The 21,659-nt window shown below is 73.1% G+C and carries 21 protein-coding genes; 13 read left to right on the top strand and 8 right to left on the bottom strand.

Features of this window, described 5'->3' with window-relative positions; all coding sequences use genetic code 11:
- Positions 1-5 precede the first annotated feature (5 nt).
- The 5 genes from B0I33_RS10700 to B0I33_RS10720 are packed head-to-tail and all read right to left on the bottom strand — an operon-like array spanning position 6 to position 3,581.
- Entirely contained in the window at positions 6-1,343 is a 1,338-nt protein-coding gene (locus B0I33_RS10700) for a nucleobase:cation symporter-2 family protein (protein WP_106178465.1), read from the bottom strand.
- 14 nt (positions 1,344-1,357) lie between these two features.
- A complete protein-coding gene (gene pucL / locus B0I33_RS10705; RefSeq protein ID WP_106178466.1) occupies positions 1,358-2,260 on the bottom strand; it encodes a factor-independent urate hydroxylase in 903 nt (300 codons plus the stop codon).
- A gap of 6 nt (positions 2,261-2,266) precedes the next feature.
- Entirely contained in the window at positions 2,267-2,590 is a 324-nt protein-coding gene (gene uraH / locus B0I33_RS10710; protein ID WP_106178467.1) for a hydroxyisourate hydrolase, read from the bottom strand.
- Positions 2,587-3,060 (bottom strand): 2-oxo-4-hydroxy-4-carboxy-5-ureidoimidazoline decarboxylase, encoded by a 474-nt coding sequence (locus B0I33_RS10715; protein WP_106178468.1) that lies wholly within the window; start codon positions 3,058-3,060, stop codon positions 2,587-2,589. The genes uraH and B0I33_RS10715 overlap by 4 nt, the downstream gene beginning before the upstream one ends.
- A gap of 53 nt (positions 3,061-3,113) precedes the next feature.
- Positions 3,114-3,581, bottom strand: coding sequence for a helix-turn-helix domain-containing protein (locus tag B0I33_RS10720; RefSeq protein WP_106178469.1), 468 nt, complete (start codon positions 3,579-3,581; stop codon positions 3,114-3,116).
- Positions 3,582-3,682: 101 nt separating this feature from the next.
- On the opposite strand from B0I33_RS10720, the gene B0I33_RS10725 reads away from it, so the two are divergent.
- From B0I33_RS10725 to gcl, 3 genes are all read left to right on the top strand, one after another.
- Positions 3,683-4,516: a hydroxypyruvate isomerase family protein gene (locus B0I33_RS10725; RefSeq protein WP_106178470.1), complete on the top strand. Its 834-nt coding sequence runs from the start codon at positions 3,683-3,685 to the stop codon at positions 4,514-4,516.
- Complete coding sequence (locus B0I33_RS10730; protein WP_106178471.1) at positions 4,513-5,391, top strand: 2-hydroxy-3-oxopropionate reductase; 879 nt, start codon at positions 4,513-4,515, stop codon at positions 5,389-5,391. The genes B0I33_RS10725 and B0I33_RS10730 overlap by 4 nt, the downstream gene beginning before the upstream one ends.
- A gap of 126 nt (positions 5,392-5,517) precedes the next feature.
- Positions 5,518-7,221 carry a glyoxylate carboligase gene (gcl, locus tag B0I33_RS10735; protein ID WP_106178472.1) on the top strand — a complete coding sequence of 568 codons (1,704 nt, stop codon included), beginning with the start codon at positions 5,518-5,520 and terminating at the stop codon, positions 7,219-7,221.
- A gap of 67 nt (positions 7,222-7,288) precedes the next feature.
- Here gcl and B0I33_RS10740 read toward each other — a convergent pair whose 3' ends face one another.
- On the bottom strand, positions 7,289-7,876 hold the full coding sequence (locus B0I33_RS10740) for a cupin domain-containing protein (RefSeq protein ID WP_106178473.1): 588 nt from the start codon (positions 7,874-7,876) through the stop codon (positions 7,289-7,291).
- A 96-nt stretch (positions 7,877-7,972) separates the two neighbouring features.
- Between B0I33_RS10740 and B0I33_RS10745 the strand changes: the two genes are divergently transcribed.
- From B0I33_RS10745 to alc, 3 genes are all read left to right on the top strand, one after another.
- Entirely contained in the window at positions 7,973-8,740 is a 768-nt protein-coding gene (locus B0I33_RS10745) for a class I SAM-dependent methyltransferase (RefSeq protein ID WP_106178474.1), read from the top strand.
- An 87-nt stretch (positions 8,741-8,827) separates the two neighbouring features.
- Positions 8,828-10,150, top strand: a complete 1,323-nt coding sequence (gene allB / locus B0I33_RS10750; protein ID WP_106178869.1) for an allantoinase AllB — start codon at positions 8,828-8,830, stop codon at positions 10,148-10,150.
- Positions 10,147-11,157: an allantoicase gene (gene alc / locus B0I33_RS10755; protein WP_106178475.1), complete on the top strand. Its 1,011-nt coding sequence runs from the start codon at positions 10,147-10,149 to the stop codon at positions 11,155-11,157. Before allB ends, alc begins: the two co-directional genes overlap by 4 nt.
- A gap of 32 nt (positions 11,158-11,189) precedes the next feature.
- On the opposite strand, the gene B0I33_RS10760 is transcribed toward alc, so the two are convergent.
- Both B0I33_RS10760 and B0I33_RS10765 read right to left on the bottom strand, forming a co-directional pair.
- The gene (locus tag B0I33_RS10760) at positions 11,190-11,831 is read right to left on the bottom strand and encodes a (2Fe-2S)-binding protein (protein ID WP_106178476.1); all 642 of its coding nucleotides are present in this window, start codon (positions 11,829-11,831) and stop codon (positions 11,190-11,192) included.
- Positions 11,828-12,691, bottom strand: a complete 864-nt coding sequence (locus B0I33_RS10765) for a putative RNA methyltransferase (protein WP_106178477.1) — start codon at positions 12,689-12,691, stop codon at positions 11,828-11,830. The genes B0I33_RS10760 and B0I33_RS10765 overlap by 4 nt, the downstream gene beginning before the upstream one ends.
- A gap of 190 nt (positions 12,692-12,881) precedes the next feature.
- Here B0I33_RS10765 and B0I33_RS10770 point away from each other — a divergent pair, with 190 nt between their 5' ends.
- From B0I33_RS10770 to B0I33_RS10805, 7 genes are all read left to right on the top strand, one after another.
- Positions 12,882-14,180 carry an ammonium transporter gene (locus B0I33_RS10770; protein WP_106178478.1) on the top strand — a complete coding sequence of 433 codons (1,299 nt, stop codon included), beginning with the start codon at positions 12,882-12,884 and terminating at the stop codon, positions 14,178-14,180.
- The gene (locus tag B0I33_RS10775) at positions 14,177-14,515 is read left to right on the top strand and encodes a P-II family nitrogen regulator (RefSeq protein WP_106178479.1); all 339 of its coding nucleotides are present in this window, start codon (positions 14,177-14,179) and stop codon (positions 14,513-14,515) included. The genes B0I33_RS10770 and B0I33_RS10775 overlap by 4 nt, the downstream gene beginning before the upstream one ends.
- Positions 14,516-14,525: 10 nt before the next feature.
- Positions 14,526-16,850, top strand: a complete 2,325-nt coding sequence (locus B0I33_RS10780; RefSeq protein WP_106178480.1) for a [protein-PII] uridylyltransferase — start codon at positions 14,526-14,528, stop codon at positions 16,848-16,850.
- 303 nt (positions 16,851-17,153) lie between these two features.
- On the top strand, positions 17,154-18,746 hold the full coding sequence (ffh, locus tag B0I33_RS10790) for a signal recognition particle protein (protein ID WP_106178482.1): 1,593 nt from the start codon (positions 17,154-17,156) through the stop codon (positions 18,744-18,746).
- A gap of 6 nt (positions 18,747-18,752) precedes the next feature.
- Positions 18,753-19,832, top strand: a complete 1,080-nt coding sequence (locus B0I33_RS10795) for an amidohydrolase family protein (RefSeq protein WP_106178483.1) — start codon at positions 18,753-18,755, stop codon at positions 19,830-19,832.
- A 172-nt stretch (positions 19,833-20,004) separates the two neighbouring features.
- Entirely contained in the window at positions 20,005-20,739 is a 735-nt protein-coding gene (locus B0I33_RS10800) for a CPBP family intramembrane glutamic endopeptidase (protein WP_106178484.1), read from the top strand.
- 60 nt (positions 20,740-20,799) lie between these two features.
- Complete coding sequence (locus tag B0I33_RS10805; RefSeq protein ID WP_181193246.1) at positions 20,800-21,585, top strand: CPBP family intramembrane glutamic endopeptidase; 786 nt, start codon at positions 20,800-20,802, stop codon at positions 21,583-21,585.
- The last annotated feature ends 74 nt before the right edge of the window (positions 21,586-21,659 follow it).

The raw sequence follows: 21,659 nt of genomic DNA on the forward strand, positions 1-21,659 counted from the left end.
CCGCGCTAGGAGGCGGTGACCTTCTCCCGCGGTGCCCGGGTCCGCACGCGGTCGCCGAAGACGAGGTTCAGCACCACGGCCGCCACACAGCCCGCGCTGATGCCGGAGTCGAGGACGGTCTGCACGGCGGAAGGGAAGTGGTCGTAGAACTCGGGCGCGGCGATCGGGATGATGCCGATGCCCAGTGCCGCCGCGACGATCGTGACGTTGGCGGGCCGTTCGAACGACGCCTTCGCCAGCGTCCGCACGCCGGCCACCGCGACACTGCCGAAGAGCACCAGGCCCGCCCCGCCGAGCACCGGCTGCGGCACCAGCGCGACGATCCCGCCGGTCACCGGGAACACCCCGAGCAGCACCAGGATCGCGCCGCTGGCCGCCACGACGTACCGGCTGAACATCCGGGTCAGCGCCACCAGCCCCACGTTCTGCGCGAACGCCGTGCACGCGAAACCGCCGAACACGGTCGCGAGCGAGGTCGCCAGCCCGTCGGCGCGCAGGCCGTCGGCGAGCGTGCGCTCGCCGGTCGGCCGCTCGACCACCTCGCCGAGGGCGAGCATGTCCGCCGTGCTCTCCGCCATGACGACCAGCATCACGATCGCCATCGAGACCACCGCGGCGATGTCGAGCGACGGCGTTCCGAAGTGGAACGGGGTCGCCACGCCGAACACGGGCGCCTCGGTGAGGGTCGACGTGTCGACCTCGCCGAGCGGCCACGCGACCAGCGTGCCCACCGCGAGTCCCAGCAGCAGCGCGATCCGGCTCCAGAACCCGGAGAGGAACCGGTTGAACGCCAGTACCGCGAGCAGCGTGACGGCGGCGAGCACGAGCCCGGACGGCTCCGCCGACTCCTGCTGGGCGGAGATCCAGCCGACCGCGACCGGCAACAGGGACACCCCGATCAGCGTGATCACCGTGCCGGTCACCACGGGCGGGAAGAACCGGGTGAGCCGGGAGAAGAACGGCGCCGCGAGCACCACGAGCGCCCCGCCGACCAGCGTGGCGCCGTAGACGACGCCGAGCGCGTCGGCGGGTCCGTGCTGTTCCACGATGGCGAGCACGGGGGCGACGGTCGCGAACGTCACGCCGTTGACCAGCGGCAGGCGGGCGCCGAACCGCCAGCAGCCGAGCGTCTGCAGGAGGGTGGCCAGCCCGGCGGTGAACAGGCTGGCGCTGATGAGCAGGCTCAGCTGCCCTGGCGCCAGCCCGACGGCGGCGCCGATGATGAGCGGGGGCGCCACCACCCCCGCGTACATGGCGGCCACGTGCTGCAGGCCGCCCGCGAGCAGTTGCAGGGGAGGGGGTTTGCGGTCGACCGGGTGTGCCTGTGCTGCCGGGTCGGTCATCGGGACTCCAGGGGTCAGAACTCGGGCAGCGAGTACCAGGCAGGGCCCACGTCCTCCGGGTCGCCGGAGCGGAGCACCGTGCCCTCGATCAGCCCGTAGGGGCGGTCGGCGGCGTAGAACACCTCGTTGTCGTTGCTCAGCCCGAACGGGCTCAGGTCCACCAGGAAGTGGTGTTTGTTGGGCAGCGACAGCCGGATCTCGGCGACCTCGGGGCGCTCCTTCAGCACCGCCTCGCCCATCGCGTACAGGGTCTGCTGCAGCGACAGGCTGTGCTGGGTCGCGAACGTCTCGAGCAGGACCCGGCGGATCTCCGCGTAGCCGCCCGCCCAGTCGTGGTCTCCCGCCGCGTACCGCCAGCGCGCGGTGACCGCGGTGGCGAGGATCCGGTCGTCGGTCTCCGCGAGGGTGGTGTAGCGGTCCCGGGGAAAGCCGTGGAACTCCGACCCGGTGGACTTCAGCACCACGAGGTCGGTCAGCCCGGAGACCACCCACGCCTTGCCGTCCTGGACGGTCACCGCGGTGGTGCGGGTCTCGCCGCCGTCACGGGAGAACGCGTGGTCGTGCGGCCTGCCGCCGACCGGGATGCGGTTCCAGCCGTGCTCGGAGACGAGGATCCGCGCGCCGGTGATCTGCTCGAAGGAGCTGGTGAAGTGCCGTCCCAGCCGCAGCGCGAAGTCCTCGATCTCGCCGACCGGGTGCTCCTTGGCGAAGGCGAACACCGTGTTCTTCTGCGTGTCGGTGGCGACGACCGCCGAGTTGTCCCCGGTGAGGTGCGTGGCGGTGAGCTCACCGCGCAGTGCGGTGGAGACCGTGAGGTCCTTGACCCGGTGCACGGGGCCGTCTCTGCCGACGGTGACGAGCCGTACCTCCGCCTTGCCGTACTGGTTGGCTCCCAGCGTGATGTCCGGAGTGGACATGGCGGATCAGCTCCCTCGGTAGGTGGTGTAGGCGAACGGGCTCAGCAGGACCGGGACGTGGTGGTGCCCGGCGTTCTCGCCGAGCCGGAAGCAGACGGTGATCTCCGGGAAGAAGGCGTCCTCGCCCCGGTCGGACTCGATGTCGAAGACCAGGCGGTACACGCCCGCGGGCAGGCGTTCCGGGCCGAGGTCGCGCGCGCGGCCGTCGGCGTCGGTGCGGCTCTCGGCGAGCGTGCTCCAGCCGCCGTCCCTGGCCTCCAGCCGTACGGGCACGCCCGCCGCGGGCCGTCCCGTGGCGTTGTCGAGGACGTGCGTGGTCACCAGGCTCATGCCGGTACCGCCCTTTCCAGTCGGAGTCGTGCGATCCGCACCAGTTCCCTTCCCGCGACCGCCAGCTCCGTGCCGGGGTCGTTGCCGAGGCGGGCACGCAGGTCCGCCAGCAGTTCGTCGCCGGTGCGGCCGCTGGCGCACACCAGGTACACGTGACCGAACCGCCGCTCGTACTCGGCGTTGGCCGCGCGGAACCGCTCGGCGGCCTCGGTGTCCACTCCGGACTGCTCGGTGCTGGCGGGACCGCTCGCGGGGCGTTCGCCGATGCGCGGATGCGCCCGCATGGCCGCGTGGATCTCGTCGGCCCGCAGGGTCAGGTCCGCGGCCCGCAGCAGCGCGTCCCGGTCGGGGTAGGGGCGGCCGGTCAGCACGGCGTCCACCCAGCGCGGCACCGGCAGACATTCGTGGAGGACCGGCCGGATCCGGCCGGGATCGGCGGAGTTGAACTCGGAGAGCCGGAGTTCGGTCATTCCCGAGAAACTAAGGCGGCGGCATCATCGAGTCAACATTTTGTTGAAGTCGATCATTCGCGGTTCAGGTAGTTGTAGACGGTGAACCGGGTGACGCCGAGTGCCTCCGCCACCGCGGCGACCGACTTCCGCAGCTGGAACGCGCCACGCTCCTCCAGTAGCCGCACGGCGCGCTGTTTGCCCGGCCGGTCCAGTTCGGCCAGCGGCGCGCCGAGCTCGTGCTCGACGTCCCGGAGCAGGCGCTCCAGCACGCTGCCCGCGGAGGGGGCCGGCCCGGCCTGCTCACCGGGGCGCTGCAGGCGCAGCGTGAGCCGGGTGGCGCCGCCGTCGAGGGCCGCGCGGGCGATGCCGGGCAGGGCGGAGAGCAGGGCCTCGGCGTCCCCGCGGGCCGACGTGCCCAGCGGTCCGAACTCCGTGGTCAGCCCCGCCTCCTCGGCGGCGTGCCTGGCCCGCTCGGCATGCGCGGGAGGGGTGCCCTCGCCGCGGAACGGCTCACTCGTGAACTCGATCTCCAGTTCCACGCGTGCAAGGTAACCGCCCCGCCGACCGTTGACGAGGCTCAGGTCACCTCGCTACTGTCATAGTACGAAATATAAATTCCGCAATACGGAAAGTGAACCTCATGGCTGAACACCAGCAGTCGGGCGCACGGCACGGCCTGCGCTACGACGTCAACCTGTCCATGCTGTTCACCGAGCTACCGGTGCGGCGACGGCCGGAGGCGGCGCGGGCGGCGGGCTTCGACGCGATCGAGTTCTGGTGGCCCTTCGACGTCGCCGTGCCGCGCGACGACGAGGTGGACGCGTTCGTCCGGGCCGTCGACGACGCCGGCGTCCGGCTCGTCGGGCTGAACTTCTTCGCGGGCGACATGCCGGGCGGCGACCGGGGCCTGGTGTCCTGGGTCGGCCGCGAGGCCGAGTTCCGGGACAGCGTCGACGTCGCGGTCGGCATCGCGCAGCGGCTGGGCTGCCGGGCGTTCAACGCGCTCTACGGCAACCGGCTCGACGGCGTGGAGCCCGCCGCGCAGGACGAGCTCGCGCTGTCCACTCTGGATTCACTCGCGGTGGCGGCGGCCGGGATCGGCGCCGACGTGCTCATCGAGCCGCTGTCGGCGGCACCGAGGTACCCGCTGCTCACCGCCGCCGACGCGCTGGCCGTGATCGACAAGGTCGGCCACGGCAACGTGCGGCTGCTCGCCGACCTGTACCACCTCGCCGCCAACGGCGACGACGTCGCCGCCGTGATCGCCGAGCACACCGGGCGCATCGGGCATGTCCAGGTGGCCGACGTCCCGGGACGGGGCGAGCCAGGCAGCGGGGAGCTGGACATCGACGGGCACCTCGCCGACCTGGAAGCCGCGGGCTACTCCGGCTTCGTGGGACTCGAGTACAAGCCGACCAGCGGCACCGAGGCCTCGCTCGGCTTCCTGCCGCGTGAACGGAGGGCGACACGATGAACATCGGATTCATCGGCCTCGGCATCATGGGCTCGCCGATGGCCGCACACCTGGCGACCGCGGGCCACACCGTGCGCGGCTACGACGTGCACCCGGAGGCGGTGGACAAGCTCGTCGCCGCGGGCGGGCAGGCCGCGACGTCGGTGGCCGACGCGGTGGAGGCCGCCGACGCCGTCATCACCATGCTGCCCAACCACCCCCAGGTCGAGGCCGTGGTGTTCGGCCAGGGCGGCGTGCTGGAGTCGGCCAAGCCCGGCACCCTGCTCGCCGACATGAGCACGATCCGCCCCGAGACCTCGCTGGAGATCGCCAAGGCCGCGCAGGAGAAGGAGATCCGGGTGCTCGACGCGCCCGTCTCCGGCGGCGAGGCCGGGGCGAAGCAGGCGACACTGTCCATCATGGTCGGTGGCGAGGAGGCCGACTTCGCCCTGGCCAGGCCGCTGTTCGAGGTGGTCGGCAAGACGATCGTGCACGTCGGCCCGCACGGTGCCGGGCAGGTCGTCAAGGCCGCCAACCAGCTCGTGGTCGGGGGCATCTACGCCCTCGTCGGCGAGGCCATCGTGCTCATGGAGGGCTGCGGCGTGGACGCCAAGACGGGTCTCGACGTGCTCGCCGGCGGGCTGGCCGCCAACCGCATCCTCGACCTCAAGCGCGAGTCGATGGTGGCCAGGCAGTTCCAGCCCGGCTTCCGCATCGACCTCCACCACAAGGACATGGGCATCGCGCTGGCCGCCGCCCGGCAGGCCGACGTGTCCCTGCCGATGACCGGGCTCGTCGCCCAGCTCGTCGCCGCGGCGCGGGCGATGGGCCACGGCTCGCTCGACCACTCCGCGCTGCTCAAGGTCACCGAGCAGCTCTCCGGCGCTCGTGAGTGAGAAACGTTGTTCTAACCACGTTTCTCACTCACGAGTCTCCGGGTCGTTCTCAGCAGGTCACGGGCGGCCGGATCCCGCCGGCAAGCAGAGAAGCCGGCCGCCCGCTCCCCGAAAGGTGTCTACACCATGCCCAAGGTCCCTGTCATGCAGGCCGTGGTCGACGTGCTCGTCTCCGAGGGCGTCGACACCGCCTTCGGCTGTCCCGGCGCGGCGATCCTGCCGCTGTACCAGGCGATGCTCGCCGACGGCGGCATCGAGCACCTCATCGTCCGGCACGAGGAGGGGGCCACCCACATGGCCGACGGGTGGGCACGCACCACCGGCAACGTCGGCGTCGCGATCGGCACGTCCGGGCCCGCCGGGACGAACATGATCACCGGCCTCTACACCGCGCAGGCCGACTCCATCCCGATCCTGTGCGTCACCGGCCAGGCCGTGTCGACCAAGCTGCACCAGGAGGCGTTCCAGGCGGTCGACATCGTGGAGATCGCCAAGCCGGTCACCAAGTGGGCGGTGCAGGTGAAGGAGGCCGCGCAGGCGCCGTGGATCTTCCGCGAGGCGTTCCGGATCGCGCGGTCGGGCCGCCCGGGGCCGGTGCTCATCGACCTGCCGCTGGACGTGCAGAAGCAGGAGATCGAGTGGGATTCGTCGATTGACGCGCCGCTGCCCGTGGTCACCCCGCGGCCCGCGCCGCCGCGCGTGGAACGGGCGCTCGACCTGCTGCTGGCCGCCGAGCGCCCGTTGATCCTTGCCGGGGGCGGTGTCGTGCTCGGCGACGCCAGCGAACGGTTGCGGGCGGTGGCCGAGCGCCTCGGCGTGCCGGTGCAGGTCACGCTCATGGGCAAGGGCAGCTTCCCCGAGGACCACCCGCTGTTCGCGGGCATGGCGGGGATCCAGACCTCGCAGCGGTGGGCCAACGCGGCGTTCCTCGAGTCCGACCTCGTGCTGGCGCTCGGCGCCCGCTTCGGCGACCGGCACACCGGCGCGCTCGACGTCTACCGGGGCGACCGCACGTTCATCCACGTGGACATCGAGCCCACCCAGATCGGCCGGGTGTTCGGGCCCGACCTGGGCGTGGTCTCCGACACCGGCGCCTTCCTCGACGCGCTGCTGGTGGCGGCCGACGAGCGGGGCGCGCGGATCGACCCCGGCGTGCCGGTGTGGGTCAACCGCATCGCGCAGCTGCGCCGCGAGCTGCCCCGGCGCGAGGACTTCGATGCCGTGCCGATCAAGGCGCCCCGGGTCTTCAAGGAGATCAACGACTTCTACGGGGAGGACACCTACTTCGTCACCGCGATCGGGCTGTACCAGATCTGGTCCGGGCAGTTCCAGCGCGCGCACAGGCCCCGGCGCTACCAGGTGTGCGGCCAGGCGGGCCCGCTCGGCTGGGAGATCCCGGCGGCGATCGGGGTGAAGAAGGCGCGCCCGGACGCCGAGGTGGTCGGAGTGGTGGGGGACTACTCGTTCCAGTTCCTCGTGGAGGAGCTGGCGGTGGCCGCCCAGTACGACGTGCCGTTCGTGCTGATCATGCTGAACAACACCTACCTCGGGCTGATCCGGCAGGCGGAGCTGGGCTACGCCATGAACTACGAGGTCGACCTGCACTACGACGACCACGGCACCGACAACGTGAAGATCATGGAGGCCTACGGCTGCTCCGGCACGCGGGTGACCGACCCCGGGGAGATCCGGGGCTCGCTGGAGTGGGCGCGCAAGGAGGCCGAGCGCACGAGCAGGCCGGTGCTCGTGGAGATCATGATCGAGCGGGAGGCCAACGCCGCGATGGGCACCGCGCTGGACAACGTGCGCGAGTTCGAACCCGCCCCCTGACCCCCCGCGCGGGGAGCAAGGGAGCTTTACTCCCGGATAACGGTAGTAAAGCTCCCTTGCTCACCCGCTACGGCAGGTTGACCCAGATGGCGACCGCGGGCTCGGCGCCGGGGTTGGACACGCGGTGCGGCGTGGCCGAAGGGAACCGGATCGAGTCGCCGGGGCCGAGGTCGTAGTGGTCGGAGCCGATCTCCAGGTGCAGCCTGCCCGACTGGACGCTGCCCAGTTCGTGCCCGTGGTGCCGGAGCAGTTCGCCGTCCTGATGGGAGCTCGATCCGGGCGGGTAGGTCGACTCGTAGATCTCGAAGCCCGGGCTCGGCGCCGGGCTCAGCCTGCGGTAGCGCACCCCGTCGCCGAGGGACAGGGTCGGCAGGTCGGCGGCCCTGGCCAGCACGACCGCACCGCTTCCGGCGGGTGGCTCCGGCTCGGCCGCGTCCTGCCCGAACGCGGCGGCCAGCGGCACGTCCAGCAGCGAGACGATCTGGAACAGCCGCGTCACCGAGGGCCGCATCTTGCCGCGTTCCATCTGGGACAGGGCGCTGGGGCTGATGCCGAGCGAGCCGGCGAGCGCGCGCAGCGACACCCCGCGCTCGGTGCGCAGCGCACGCAGGCGCGCCCCGAGTTCCTCGTCGTCGGGCGGTGCGCCGGGGACCATGAGCGGAGTTTACGGACCCGGGCCCGTCCGCGAGCACGATTCGCCGGGGCGGCGGCCCGCCGAGATCGGGTCGAGGCCCTGCGATCATGTCGAACCGTGGACAGGAGCTTCGACGACCTGATCGAGGAGGCCGGCGCCGTTGACGTCAGCGGCTGGGACTTCTCCTGGCTGGACGGCCGTGCCACGGAGGAACGCCCTCCGTGGGGTTACCAGCGGCTGATGGGCGAGCGCATCGCGCGGGCGACGATGAGCCTGGACATCCAGACCGGTGGGGGCGAGGTCCTCGCCGGCGTGCCGCAGCGCGCCGCCGGCGCCATGGTCGCCACCGAGTCCTGGCCACCGAACATCGGCCGGGCGCAGGAGAACCTGCGGAGCAAGGGCGTTGTCGTGGTCGCCGACGACGACCGGCCGCCGTTGCCGTTCGCCGATGACACGTTCGACCTGGTCACCAGCCGTCACCCGGTCTCCACCCACTGGGCGGAGATCGCGCGTGTGCTGACCCCGGGAGGCACCTACTTCTCCCAGCAGGTGGGCCCGGACAGCGGCCACGAGATCAGCGACTTCTTCCTCGGGCCCCAGCCGTGGGGGGAGACCGGGCGGGAGTCGGAGTCGGCGCGGGCGGCGGCCGAGGCGGCCGGGCTGGTGGTGACGGACCTGCGGTCCGCCGAGCTGACGATGGAGTTCTTCGACGTCGGCGCGATGGTCTACGTCCTGCGCAAGGTCGTCTGGTTCGTTCCGGGCTTCACCGTCGCGGGTTACCGCGACCGCCTGCAGGCCCTCCACGAGCGGATCCGGGCCGAGGGCTCGTTCCGCGCCCGCTCCCGGCGCTTCCTGATCGAGGCGCGCAAGCCGCCGCTCGGCTGACCGCCTGCCGTGCTCGCCTCGGTCGAACGCGAGGCGATCACGGCGCGGGTGTTCAGTTATGGCTTCACACTCGCTACGCTCGGAGCCATGGATCTGGTGCTGCGCGCCGAGCGGATGGTCACGCCCGGCGGTGAGACGCCCGGGTACGTCGCGGTCCGCGGCGGCACGATCGCCGCGGTGGGCCCGCTCGCCGAGGCGCCCGCCGCGGAGCGGGTGGTGGAACTCGGTCCCGGGGAGGTGCTGCTGCCCGGGATGGTCGACACCCACGTGCACGTCAACGATCCCGGCCGCAGCGAGTGGGAGGGCTTCGCCACCGCCACCCGCGCGGCCGCCGCGGGCGGGGTCACCACGATCGTCGACATGCCGCTCAACAGCCTCCCGCCGACCGTGGACGTGCCCTCGCTGGAGGTCAAGCGCAAGGCCGCGGACGGGCGCGTGCACGTGGATGTCGGCTTCTGGGGCGGGGCGGTGCCCGGCAACACCGCCGCGCTGCGCCCGCTGCACGACGCGGGCGTGTTCGGCTTCAAGTGCTTCCTGCTGCACTCCGGAGTGGACGAGTTCCCGCCGCTGGAGACCGCGGAACTGGAACGCGACCTGCGCACCCTGGCCGGGTTCGGCGGGCTGATGATCGTGCACGCGGAGGACGCGGACACGATCGGCCACGCGCCGCCCGCCCGGGGCACCGGTTACCCCGGTTTCCTGCGGTCCCGCCCGGCGGAGGCCGAGCACGTGGCCATCGCGCGCGTGCTCGAGCTGGCCCGGCGCACCGGCGCCCGCGTGCACATCCTGCACCTGGCCTCGGCCGGGGCGCTGCCGATGCTCGCGGACGCGCGCCGCGACGGCGTCGCCGTCACCGTCGAGACCTGCCCGCACTACCTCACCTTCACGGCGGAGGAGATCGGCGCGGGGGCCACGCAGTTCAAGTGCTGCCCGCCGATCCGCGACGCGGCCAACCGGGAAGGGCTGTGGCGCGGGCTCGCCGACGGCGTCATCGACTGCGTCGTCAGCGACCACTCGCCGTGCACCCCGGAGCTCAAACGGCTCGGCACCGGTGACTTCGGCGAGGCCTGGGGCGGCATCTCCGGGCTGCAGGTGGGCCTGCCCGCGGTGTGGACACAGGCCAGGCAGCGCGGGTTCGGCCTGCCCGACGTCGTGCGCTGGATGGCCCAGGCGCCCGCCGCGCAGGCCGGGTTGCGGACCAAGGGCCGGATCGCGCCGGGGCAGGACGCGGACTTCTGCGTGTTCGCCCCCGACGAGGCGTTCGTGGTGGACGCGGCGGCGCTGCGGCACCGCAACCCGGTCAGCGCCTACCACGGCAGGCCGCTGGCGGGCGTGGTGCGCTCGACCTGGCTGCGCGGCAGGGAGGTCACGGGCGACCGCCCGCACGGCAGGCTGCTGAGGAGGGAATGACGGTGACCGGAAGTCCGGAGTGGACGAAACGCCTCGACCTGGCCTCGCGGGCCGTCGGCGGCACCGTGATGTGGGCGACCGACGAGCTGTTCGCCGAGAAGGAGAACCTCGTCAACCCGTGGCGGCCCCGCCACCGGCCGGAGACCTTCGGGCCCAAGGGCCAGGTCTACGACGGGTGGGAGACGCGCAGGCACCGCGAGCCCGGCGACGACCAGGCGCTGGTCCGGCTCGGCCTGCCCGGGGTGGTCCACGGCGTCGTGGTGGACACCGCCTTCTTCCGGGGCAACTACCCGCCCGAGGTCACCGTCGAGGCGTGTGCCGCCGAGGGCTACCCGAGCGCGGCGGAGCTGTCCGGCCAGGACTGGGACCCGATCGTGCCGCGTTCCCCGGTCGACGGGGACGCCGAGAACCACTTCGCCGTGGACAGTCCACGCCGCTACACGCACGTGCGGCTGACCATGCATCCCGACGGCGGCGTCGCGCGGCTGCGGGTGCACGGCGAGGTGGTGCCCGACCCCGCGCTGCTCGACCTCGGCGCGCTGGACCTCGCGGCGCTGGAGAACGGGGCCGAGTGCACCGGCTGCAGCGACATGTTCTACTCCGCGCCGCGGAACATGCTGCTGCCCGGCCTCGCCGCGCACCAGGCGGAGGGCTGGGAGACCGCGCGCAGGCGGGACGACGGCAACGACTGGGCGATCGTCCGGCTGGCCGGGGAGGGGATCGTCCGCTTCGCCGACCTCGACACCAGCAACCTGCGCGGCAACGCGCCCGGCTGGGCGGCGCTTTCCGGCTCGCTCGACGGCGAGACCTGGTTCGAGCTGCTGCCGAGGACCCGGTTGCAGCCCGACACCCGGCACCGCTTCGCCGTGCCCGAGCGGCGTGCGGCCCGGCACGTGCGGCTCGACATCCTCCCCGACGGCGGGATGGCCCGCCTGCGGCTGTTCGGCGGGCTCACCGACCACGGCGCCACCCACCTGCGGAACCGCTTCGCCACCACCACCTCGTGAGCGCGGAACGTGGTTCTCACCACGTTCTTCACTCACGAGCCGAGCAGCAGCTCCAGGCGCCGGGTGCGCTCGGCGGGAGTCTGCCGTGGACAGCTCGCGCACTTCTCCCCGCCGGTGGCCTCGTAGATGAGGCAGCACGACGCCCTGCGCACCACCGGCTTCGCGCCGACCCGCACGAACCGCGGCCGGGGCAGCCGGGAGCCGACCGCGTCGCCGATCTCCTCCGCGAGCCGCATGCCGCGCTCCTCGTCGCCGGCCGCCGACGCCGCCCACAACAGCCGGTTGGCGATCGAGTCCGCCGCGATCGCCCACAGCGAGCGCTCCGTCGCGCCGCTGACCGCGGCGCCCGCCGTGACCGCCGCCGTCAGTGCCGCGCCGAGCGCCGCGCCCAGCTGGGTGACGTCCCGGCCGAGCGGCCGCCGTGAGTGCGCGTCGACATAGCGACCGTCCGGGTGCAGGTCGAGGGTGACCGACTCCAGCGCGGGGTCCAGCGCGATCCCGGTGTGCACCAGCGACTCCAGCGCGGGTGCGACGAGCACCGACGACGCCGAGTACCACCGGATCGTGCCCAGCACCCGGCCGCTCGCCCGCCCGTACAGCCGCGCGGCGCGGTCCAGGTCCTCCCGCAGCCACGACTCGTCCGCGAGCACCGTGGCCGGTACCGGGCGCGTCACGGCAGCCTCCGGTAGACCGACACGGCGAACGACGTCGTCACCCGCACCGGCTCGGCCAGCGCGGCGAGCCGCTCGCCCAGCCCGTCCCGCTCCAGGTGGTGCGCGTTCGGGCCCATGAGCACCGCGCGCCGGGCATCGTCGGGCGACAATGTCAGCTCACCGCCGCGGCAGCGCCGCTCGACCAGCGTGAAGCCGTCGGCGAACGCGGCGTCGAGCCGCTGGCGCTTGTCCTCGTCCACGGCGAGCAGTCCCAGTGCCCCGGCGAGCTCGCCGAGGTGCCCCGGCTCGGGCGTGGCGACGAGCACCGCGCCGCCCGGCCGCAGCACCCGGTGGAACTCCGCGGGGTTGCGCGGCGCGAACACGTTGAGCAGCACGTCCGCCACGCCGTCGGCGACCGGCCACGGCTCCCACAGGTTCCACACCACCGCCCCGATTCCCGGGTGCGCCCGCGCGGCCCGGCGCAGCGCGGGCGCGGACACGTCGAGCGCGAGCGCCTGGGCCCCCGGGCAGGCGTCGAGCACCCGGGCCAGGTAGTGCCCGGTCCCCGCACCCGCGTCCACCACCAGGTGCGGCGCGAGATCGCGGGCCAGTCCGGCCAGCTCCTCCGCCAGCGGCGCGTAGTGGCCCGCCCCGAGGAACTCCGCGCGCGCCGCCACCATCCCGGCCGTGTCGGCCGTGCCCGCCGCGACCTTCGCGTGCAGCAGGTTGACGTAGCCCTGCCGCGCGAGATCGAAGGAATGCCCCCGCGCGCACCGCAGCGCGTGACCGGTGCACGCGACGGGGCTCGCGCAGACGGAGCAGCGCAGCGCCGCCGTGACCGCGGACGGTAGCCGCTGGGCGGCCGCCTGGGGCGAGGTCATGAGGCCTATTCGACCACGACGTTTCCGGACCGGACGAATCGGCACCGGCGGCGGGAAACGCAGGCGTAACAAGCCGGGTGGATTGGTTCACAGCCCTGAAACGTCGAGCGCCATCCCGCGCAACACGACTTTCCCATGCTGTGCCGCAATCGCGCGAGTTCGCCCGGACAGCTCTCGAAGGAGGAGAAGCGTGGAAGGTAATACGGCGTGGCTGCTCACCAGCGCCGCCCTGGTGCTGCTCATGACACCGGGGCTGGCGTTCTTCTACGGTGGCATGGTCCGCTCGAAGAGCGTGCTCAACATGCTGATGATGTGCTTCGGCGCGATCGGCCTCGTCGGCGTGCTGTGGGTGGTCTACGGCTACTCGATGTCCTACGGCACCGACGTCGCCGGTCTGTTCGGCAACCCGTTCGAGTACCTGGGTGCCAGCGGCCTGATGACCGCGGAGGGCGACCCCACGGCGGGCACCGTCGACATCGCGTTCCAGGCGATGTTCGCCGTCATCACCGTCGCCCTCATCGCGGGCGCGGTCGCCGACCGCATGCGGTTCGGCGCGTGGCTGCTGTTCGGCGGCCTGTGGGCGACCCTCGTCTACTTCCCGGTCGCGCACTGGGTGTGGGGTGACGGCGGCTGGATCGGCGAGATGGGCGCGCTCGACTTCGCCGGTGGCACCGCGGTGCACATCAACGCCGGTGCCGCGGCGCTCGGCCTCGTCCTCGTGCTCGGCAAGCGGGTCGGCTGGCCGCGCGAGCCGATGAAGCCGCACAACCTGCCGTTCGTGATGCTCGGCGCGGGCCTGCTGTGGTTCGGCTGGTTCGGCTTCAACGCCGGTTCCGCCTACGCCGCCGACGGTGTCGCGGGTGTCGCCTTCCTCAACACCTTCACGGCCACCTGCGCGGCGATGCTGGCCTGGCTGTTCGTCGAGCGGCTCCGCGACGGCAAGGGCACCAGCCTCGGTGCGGCGTCCGGTGTCGTGGCCGGACTGGTGGCCATCACGCCCGCCTGCGCCTACGTCGACACGTGGGGCGCGCTGGCGATCGGCGCCGTGGCGGGCATCCTCTGCGCGCTGGCCGTGGGCCTGAAGTACCGGCTGGGCTACGACGACTCGCTCGACGTCGTGGGCGTGCACCTGGTCGGCGGTCTCGTCGGCACCGTGCTGCTGGGCTTCGTCGCGACCACCAACGTGGGCACCGACGGCGCCGACGGCCTCTTCTACGGGGGCGGCGCGGGTCAGCTCTGGACGCAGGTGATCAGCGCGGTCGCGGTGCTGATCTACTCGGCCGTGGTGGCCGCGATCCTCGGCCTGATCATCAAGGTCACGATGAAGGGCGGCCGGGTCTCCGCCGAGGAGGAGGTCGCCGGTATCGACGAGGCCGAGCACGCCGAGACCGCCTACGACTTCGCGGGTGGCCGCGGCGGGCGCCCGGCCTCGGTCGACACCTCCGTGGTGTCCGGCAACTCCAGGAAGCTTGAGGAGACCAAGTCATGAAGCTGATCACGGCGATCGTCAAGCCGTTCACCCTCGACGACATCCGCTCGGCGCTCGAACAGCTCGGCGTGCTGGGCATGACGGTCAGCGAGGTGCAGGGCTACGGCAGGCAGAAGGGGCACACGGAGGTGTACCGCGGCGCCGAGTACGCGGTCGACTTCGTCGCCAAGCTGCGCGTCGAGGTCGTCACCGACGACGCGAACGTGGAGAAGGTCATCGACGCCATCACGGGCGCCGCGCACACCGGGAAGATCGGCGACGGCAAGGTCTGGGTCACGCCGGTGGAGACCGTGGTGCGGGTGCGTACCGGCGAACGCGGCGCCGACGCCCTGTAAGCGCGGCGACGTGACCGTCGGGGGGCTCGTCGAGGCGGCGAACCGGCTGCTGGCGGGAAGGCACGGCAGGACCAGCGCCCCGGCGCTGCGTGCCGCGCTGGTGGACCTGTACGAGTTCTGGCTGAGCAAGGCCGCCGCGGCGGCCGGCGTCGACACCGCCGAACCCGGTGTCGCGCTGGTCGCCGTCGGCGGCCTCGGCCGCCGGGAGCTCGTACCGTTCTCCGACCTCGACCTCGTACTGGTGCACGACGGCAACCCGGACATCGCCGCGGTGGCCGACGCGTTGTGGTACCCGCTGTGGGACGCCAGGGTGGGGCTCGACCACTCGGTCCGCACACCGGGTGAGGCGCTGCGGGTCGCCGCCGAGGACCTGCGCACCGCGACGGGGCTGCTGGACGCCCGCCACCTCGCGGGCGACCAGGGGCTCGCCGACCGGCTCGCGGCGGCGGCGCGGGAGGCGTGGCGGCGCACGGCGCGCAAGCGGCTGCCGGACCTGGCGGCCGCGGCGCGGGAACGGTGGCAGCGCAGCGGGGAGATCGCGCAGTCCGCCGAGCCCGACCTCAAGCACGGCAGGGGCGGGTTGCGCGATCTCGGTCTGCTGGACGCCCTCGCGGTGGCCCAGCTCGTCGACCGGCCGGGGGAGGAGCTGCGCGCCGCGCGGGAGCTGCTGCTCGACGTCCGCACCGAACTGCGCAGGCAGCTGCGCCGCGAGCGGGACGTGCTGAGCGCGGCGGACGCCGACACGGTGGCCGCCGAGCTGGAGCTGGGCGACCGGTTCACGCTGGCGCGCAAGCTCTCCGGCGCTGGCCGGGCGGTCGCCTACGCGGTCGACCTCGCCCTGCGGTCCGGTGTGGACACTCCGAGGGGCAGGTTCGGCAGGCGGCCGAGCCGCACCCCGCTCGACGACGGGGTGGTCCTGCACGGCACCGAGGTGGCGCTCGCGCGGGACGCCGTGCCGGCCAGGGACCCCGGCCTGTTGCTGCGCGTGGCCGCCGCGTCGGCCCGCAGCGGGCGGCCGATCTCCCACGGCACCCTGCGCACGCTCGCCGACTCGGCGCCCGAGCTGCGCGCGCCGTGGCCCGAACCCGCCCGGCAGGCGCTGACCGCACTGCTCGCCGCGGGGGAGGGGCTGGTCGACGCCGTGGAGGCGCTCGACCGCACCGGGCTGTGGGCGCGGCTGTTCCCCGAGTGGGGCGCGGTCCGCGACCTGCCGCCGAGGGAGCCCGTGCACGCCTGGACCGTCGACCGGCACCTCGTGCAGGCGTGTGTCGAGGCGTCCCGCCTGGTCAGCACGGTGTCCCGGCCGGATCTGCTGCTGCTCGGCGCGCTGCTGCACGACATCGGCAAGGGCCGCGACGCCGACCATTCCGAGCTCGGCGCGCGGATCGCCGCGCAGGTGGCCGCCAGGGTCGGCCTGCCGGACGCCGACGCCGGGCTGGTCGCGGCCATGGTGCGGCACCACCTGCTGCTGCCGCACACGGCGACCCGGCGCGACATCAGCGAGCAGGAGACCATCGAGCGGGTCGTCAAGACGGTCGACGGCGACGTCGTGTTGCTGGAGCTGCTGCACGCGCTCGCGCGGGCCGACTCGCTGGCCACCGGGCCGGGGGTGTGGACCGACTGGAAGGCGCGGCTGGTGGCCGAGCTCGTGGACCGCTGCCGCGCGGTGCTGCGTGGCGGGGCGGCCCCGGCGCCGGATCCGCTCACCGCCGCCGAACGGGAGCTGCTGGCCGCGGCCGCGCGCTCCGGCCGCGGCGAGGTCCGCGTCAGCGCCGACGACAAGCAGGCGCGGATCGTGCTCGCGGTGCCGGGCCGGGCCGAGCTGCTCGCCCCGGCCGCCGGCGTGCTGGCGCTGCACTCCCTCGAGGTCCACGCGGCGGTGCTGCGTGCGGACGGCGGGCCCGGCGGAGGCCGGGTCGGGGTGTTCATCGCGTCGCCCAAGTTCGGGTCGCCGCCCGACCCGGCGCTGCTGCGCGAGCAGTTCGCCAGGGCGGTCGCGGGCAACCTGGCGCTCACCCAGAAGCTGGCGGAGAAGGAACGGGCCTACGCCGAACCGCCGGGTCCGAGGGCGGCGCCCCGGGTCCTCTGGTTCGACGACGAGACCAGCGGGTCCAGCACCGTCGTGCTGGAGCTGCGTGCCCCGGACCGCATCGGCCTGCTGTTCCGGGTGGCGGGTGCGCTGCGCCGCTGCGAGGCGGAGGTGCGGTGGGCGAAGGTCGCCACCCTCGGCGCCGCGGTGGTCGACTCGTTCGCCGTGTCCCCCCGGCGCGGCGTCCTCGACGCCGGCTGGCGGGCCAGGGTCGAGCGGGAGGTGCTCGCCGCCGCGACGAAATAGGGGGACGTGACCGGCATGAGTAGTCCTACGCAACGAGATCCGAGGGTCCTCACGGTGCCGGGCGCGACCCGCGGGACGGCAGTCTGGACGTCGTCGCGGGGCGGTGCGAGTGGGGCAGCGCCCGGTACTGGGGGTCGGGCGAAGCCCGGGGGAGCCGGCACCCGCGGCGGGACCCGTCCGCCCGGCCGGTCTGAAGAGGGAGCAGACCGGCCGGGCGGGCCAGTTCGGCGCGGGGATCAGTACCCTGGGGTGATGCCGGCCCGGCCGGCCGAGTAACGACGACCCGCTGGAGCGTGCTCACCCGTGTTCGACACCCTTTCCGACCGGCTCACGTCGGTCCTCTCGAACCTGCGCGGCAAGGGGAAGCTCACCGACGCCGACATCGACGCCACCGCGCGCGAGATCCGCGTCGCGCTGCTGGAGGCCGACGTCGCACTCCCCGTGGTCCGCGCGTTCATCGGGCAGATCAAGGAGCGGGCGAAGGGCGCCGAGGTCTCGCAGGCACTCAACCCGGCGCAGCAGGTCGTCAAGATCGTCAACGAGGAGCTCGTCGAGATCCTCGGCGGGGAGACGCGCAGGCTGCGGCTGGCCAAGAACCCGCCCACGGTGATCATGCTCGCCGGCCTGCAGGGCTCCGGTAAGACCACGCTGGCCGGGAAGCTGGCGCTGTGGCTGCGCAAGCAGGGCCACGCGCCGCTGCTCGTGGCGTGCGACCTGCAGCGGCCCAACGCCGTCACCCAGCTGCAGGTGGTCGGCGAGCGAGCCGGGGTGCCCACGTTCGCGCCCGAGCCGGGCAATGTTTCTCCCGCCCCCCTCTCCGAGGGACCCGCCCCCCAGGGCGTCGGTGACCCCGTGGACGTCGCGCGGCGCAGCCTCGACGAGGCCAAGCGGGCCCAGCACGACGTCGTGATCGTCGACACCGCGGGCCGGCTGGGCGTGGACGAGGAGATGATGCGCCAGGCCGCCGACATCCGCGACGCGGTCACCCCGGACGAGACGCTGTTCGTCGTCGACGCCATGATCGGTCAGGACGCGGTGACCACGGCCGAGGCCTTCCGCGACGGCGTCGGCTTCTCCGGCGTGGTGCTCACCAAGCTCGACGGCGACGCCCGCGGTGGTGCGGCGTTGTCGGTGCGGCACGTCACCGGCGAGCCGATCCTGTTCGCCTCCAACGGCGAGAAGCTCGAGGACTTCGACACCTTCCACCCGGACCGGATGGCCAGCCGCATCCTCGGCATGGGTGACGTGCTCACCCTGATCGAGCAGGCGGAGCAGGCCTTCGACCAGGAGAAGGCGGAGCAGGCGGCGGCCAAGCTCGGCACCGGCGACATGACGCTGGAGGACTTCCTCGAGCAGATGCTCGCCGTCCGCAAGATGGGCCCGATCGGCAACCTGCTCGGCATGCTGCCCGGCGCGGGCCAGATGAAGGACCAGCTGGCGCAGGTCGACGACAAGCACCTCGACCGGCTGCAGGCGATCATCCGCGGCATGACCCCGGCCGAGCGCGCCGACCCGAAGGTCATCAACGCCTCGCGGCGGCAGCGCATCGCGCGCGGCTCCGGCGTGACCGTGCGGGAGGTCAACGACCTGGTCAACCGCTTCTACGAGGCCCGCAAGATGATGCAGCAGATGGCGGGCCGGTTCGGCTTCGGCGGCGGGCCGGGCGGTGGCGGCAAGAAGAACCGCAAGGGCAAGAAGGGGAAGAAGGGCAAGGGGCGCGGCCCCACGCAGCCCAAGGTGCGCGGCGGGTTCCCCGGCGGCATGCCGGGCCTGCCGCCCGGCGGTTTCCCCGGTGGCGGTGGCGGTGCGCCGGACCCGTCCAAGCTCGGCGGCGGCCTCAACGACCTCCCGCCCGGCTTCGACCCGTCGAAGTTCAAGCTGCCGAAGCAGAAGTAACCCGCGATGCCGGTACTGCACCTGCGCGGTGTCGTGCTGCCCGACGGCGCCGAACGCGACCTCTGGATCAGTGACGGCCGGATCTCCTTCGAGCCGGTGGACGGCGCGCGGGAGCTCGGCGGCGGCTTCCTCGTGCCCGGCCTCGTCGATGCCCACTGCCACCCCGGCATCGGCGTCGGCGGGCCCACGACCCTGGACGAGGCGGCCGAGCAGGCGCTGACCGACCGGGACGCGGGCACGCTGCTGATCCGCGACTGCGGGGTGCCCATCGACATCCGGCCGCTGCAGCGGCGGGTGGACATGCCGCGCATCATTCGTGCCGGGCAGCACCTGGCCCGGCCCAAGCGCTACATCCCCGGGCTCGGCATCGACGTGGACCCGCCTGAGGACCTGCCCCGCGCCGTCGCCGAGCAGGCCGCGGCCGGGGACGGCTGGGTGAAGCTCGTCGGCGACTGGATCGACCGGTCCGTCGGCGACCTCGCCCCGCTGTGGCCCGATGACGTGCTGGCCGAGGCGATCGAGGTGGCCCACGCCGCGGGGGCGCGGGTGACGGCGCACGTGTTCGGCGAGGCCGCCATGGCAGGGCTGATCGAGGCGGGCATCGACTGCATCGAGCACGGCACCGGGCTCGACGCCGACCTGCTCGGCGAGATGGGACGGCGGGGCACCGCGCTCGTCCCGACGCTGATCAACATCGAGAACTTCCCCTCGATCGCCGACCAGGCCGCCAAGTACCCCGGCTACGCCGAGCACATGCGGGCACTGCATGCCGGGGTCGCCGACATGGTCGAGACCGCGCTGGCCGCGGGCGTCGCCGTGTACGCCGGAACGGACGCGGGCGGCATGGTGCAGCACGGCAGGCTGGTCGACGAGATCGACGCGCTGCACCGCGTGGGCATGTCGCGGGAGCAGGCGCTGGCCTCGGCGTCCTGGGCCGCGCGCGAGTGGCTCGGCCACGAGGGCATCGCCGACGGCGCGCCCGCCGACCTGCTCGTCCTCGACGAGGACCCGCGTGAGGATCTGGCCGCCCTCCGCGACCCACGGCACATCGTCCTGCGCGGGGCCGTGGTCACCACTCGCGAGTGAGAACGTGGTGAGCACCGCGGCGGCGCGGAGCGTCTCCGCCAGGGGTGGTGGCCGGGCGACGGGTGGGCGGTGCTCACGCGCGAGCGCTGAGCTGATCACTGGGCCGCGTATGGCGGACCGGCGGGCGGCCGCATAGCGTGGGGGTGGCGGCTCGGTGACCCGGGGAGGTGCGGTGGATCGCGAGGAGACCGGCCGGCCGCCACTCCGCGAGGGGCTCGTGCTCGGCGCGCACTGGGGCTTCCTGGCGTTCTTCGCCGGTTACGGCGGGTACTACCTGCTCTCGCTGGTGCTCTCCGCCGCCGTACCCGGCTCCGGTGGCGGCTCGCCCGACTTGCCCGCGCTGGGGCCGATCGTGCTGCTCGCGTTCGTGCCGAACCTGCTGCTCGGGCTCGCCCCGGTGCTGGGCTCCCGCCGCTGGGGCCGCGGCCTGCGGGCCGACTTCGGGCTGGTGCCGAACGGCCGGGACGTCAAGGTCGGGCTCGCCGCGGGCGGTTTCGCCCTGCTCGCCGGGTACGTGCTGAACCTGCTGCTCTTCGCCGTCTACGGAACCGGCCCGGTCACCAGCCCGCTCACCGACATCGTCCGGGGCGCCGAGATCGGTCTCGGCTGGCTGGTCGTGGTGGCGCTGGTCGTGGTCGTCGCCGCGCCGCTCACCGAGGAACTGCTGGTGCGCGGCGCGCTGTGGAACGCGCTCGCGTCGTACCGGCTGCCGCCGTGGGTGGTGCTCGTGCTGACCTCGCTGGTGTTCGCGCAGCTGCACGGCGAACCCGAACGCGTGGTGAGCCTGTTCGGCCAGGGTCTCGCCATCGGCGCGGCCCGCATGATCACCGGCCGCGTGGGCACGAGCGTCGTCGCGCACGCCGCCAACAACGCGCCTGCCGCGCTCGCCCTGCTCGTCGGGTCGTGAAGGAGGGAACGACCCCGATAGGCTCAGCCCGTCATCAGCACGCTACGGGGAGGAATCGGCGTGACGTCACCGCAGCCCCGGGAGCCGGTGCCGGACGCCGAGCCCGTCACGCGACCGGGGGCGCCCCCGGCGCACCGGTGGGGTTTCGGAGCGTTCCTGCTGGTCGAGGCCATGCTGCTGGCGTCGGCCGCGTTCGTCGGCGTGTTCCTCAGCCGTGGGCGCGAGGGCGGTTCCATCCCCGTCCGCGACGTGCTGATCGGCACGATGGCGCCGACCATGATCGCCGCCGCCACCGCGCTGGCGATCACGCGGATCCGCGGCAACGGCCCGCTCGCGGACCTGCGCCTCTCGTGGCGGTGGGACGACGTCAAGACCGGTCTCAAGTTCGGGCTGCTCGGACTGGTGTGCACCACGGTCGGCGCCTTCGTGTGGACGAAGGCGGTGGGCGAGCAGAACGCCACCTCGGCGATCAGCGCGCTGGTGCAGGACCAGCCGATGTCGGTCACCGCGGCCGTCGCGATGTTCCTGTACCTGTGGCTGCTCGGCCCGATCTGCGAGGAGATCATCTACCGCGGCCTGCTGTGGGGCGCCATCGAGCGGCTGCAGTGGGCCAAGGAGAAGTGGGGCCGGTTCGCCGCGTTCGGGCTGTCCACCGCCGTGTTCGCCGTCAGCCATCTCGAACCGCTGCGCACCACCCTGCTGCTGGTGATCGCGGTCCCGATCGGGCTGGCCCGGCTGGTGACCGGCAGGCTGCTCGGCAGCATCGTCGCGCACCAGATGAACAACTTCCTCCCGGCACTGGCGATCCTGCTCACCGCGCTGGGGCTGTTCAGCTATCCGGACTGATCGCCGCCGGTCACCGCACGGAAGTCCCGACCCGCGACATCCCCGGTCGCGGTCGTCTGGCAGAATGGGCGCTT

It is taken from the genome of Prauserella shujinwangii (assembly GCF_003001955.1).
GTDB classification, from domain to species: Bacteria; Actinomycetota; Actinomycetes; order Mycobacteriales; family Pseudonocardiaceae; genus Qaidamihabitans; species Qaidamihabitans shujinwangii.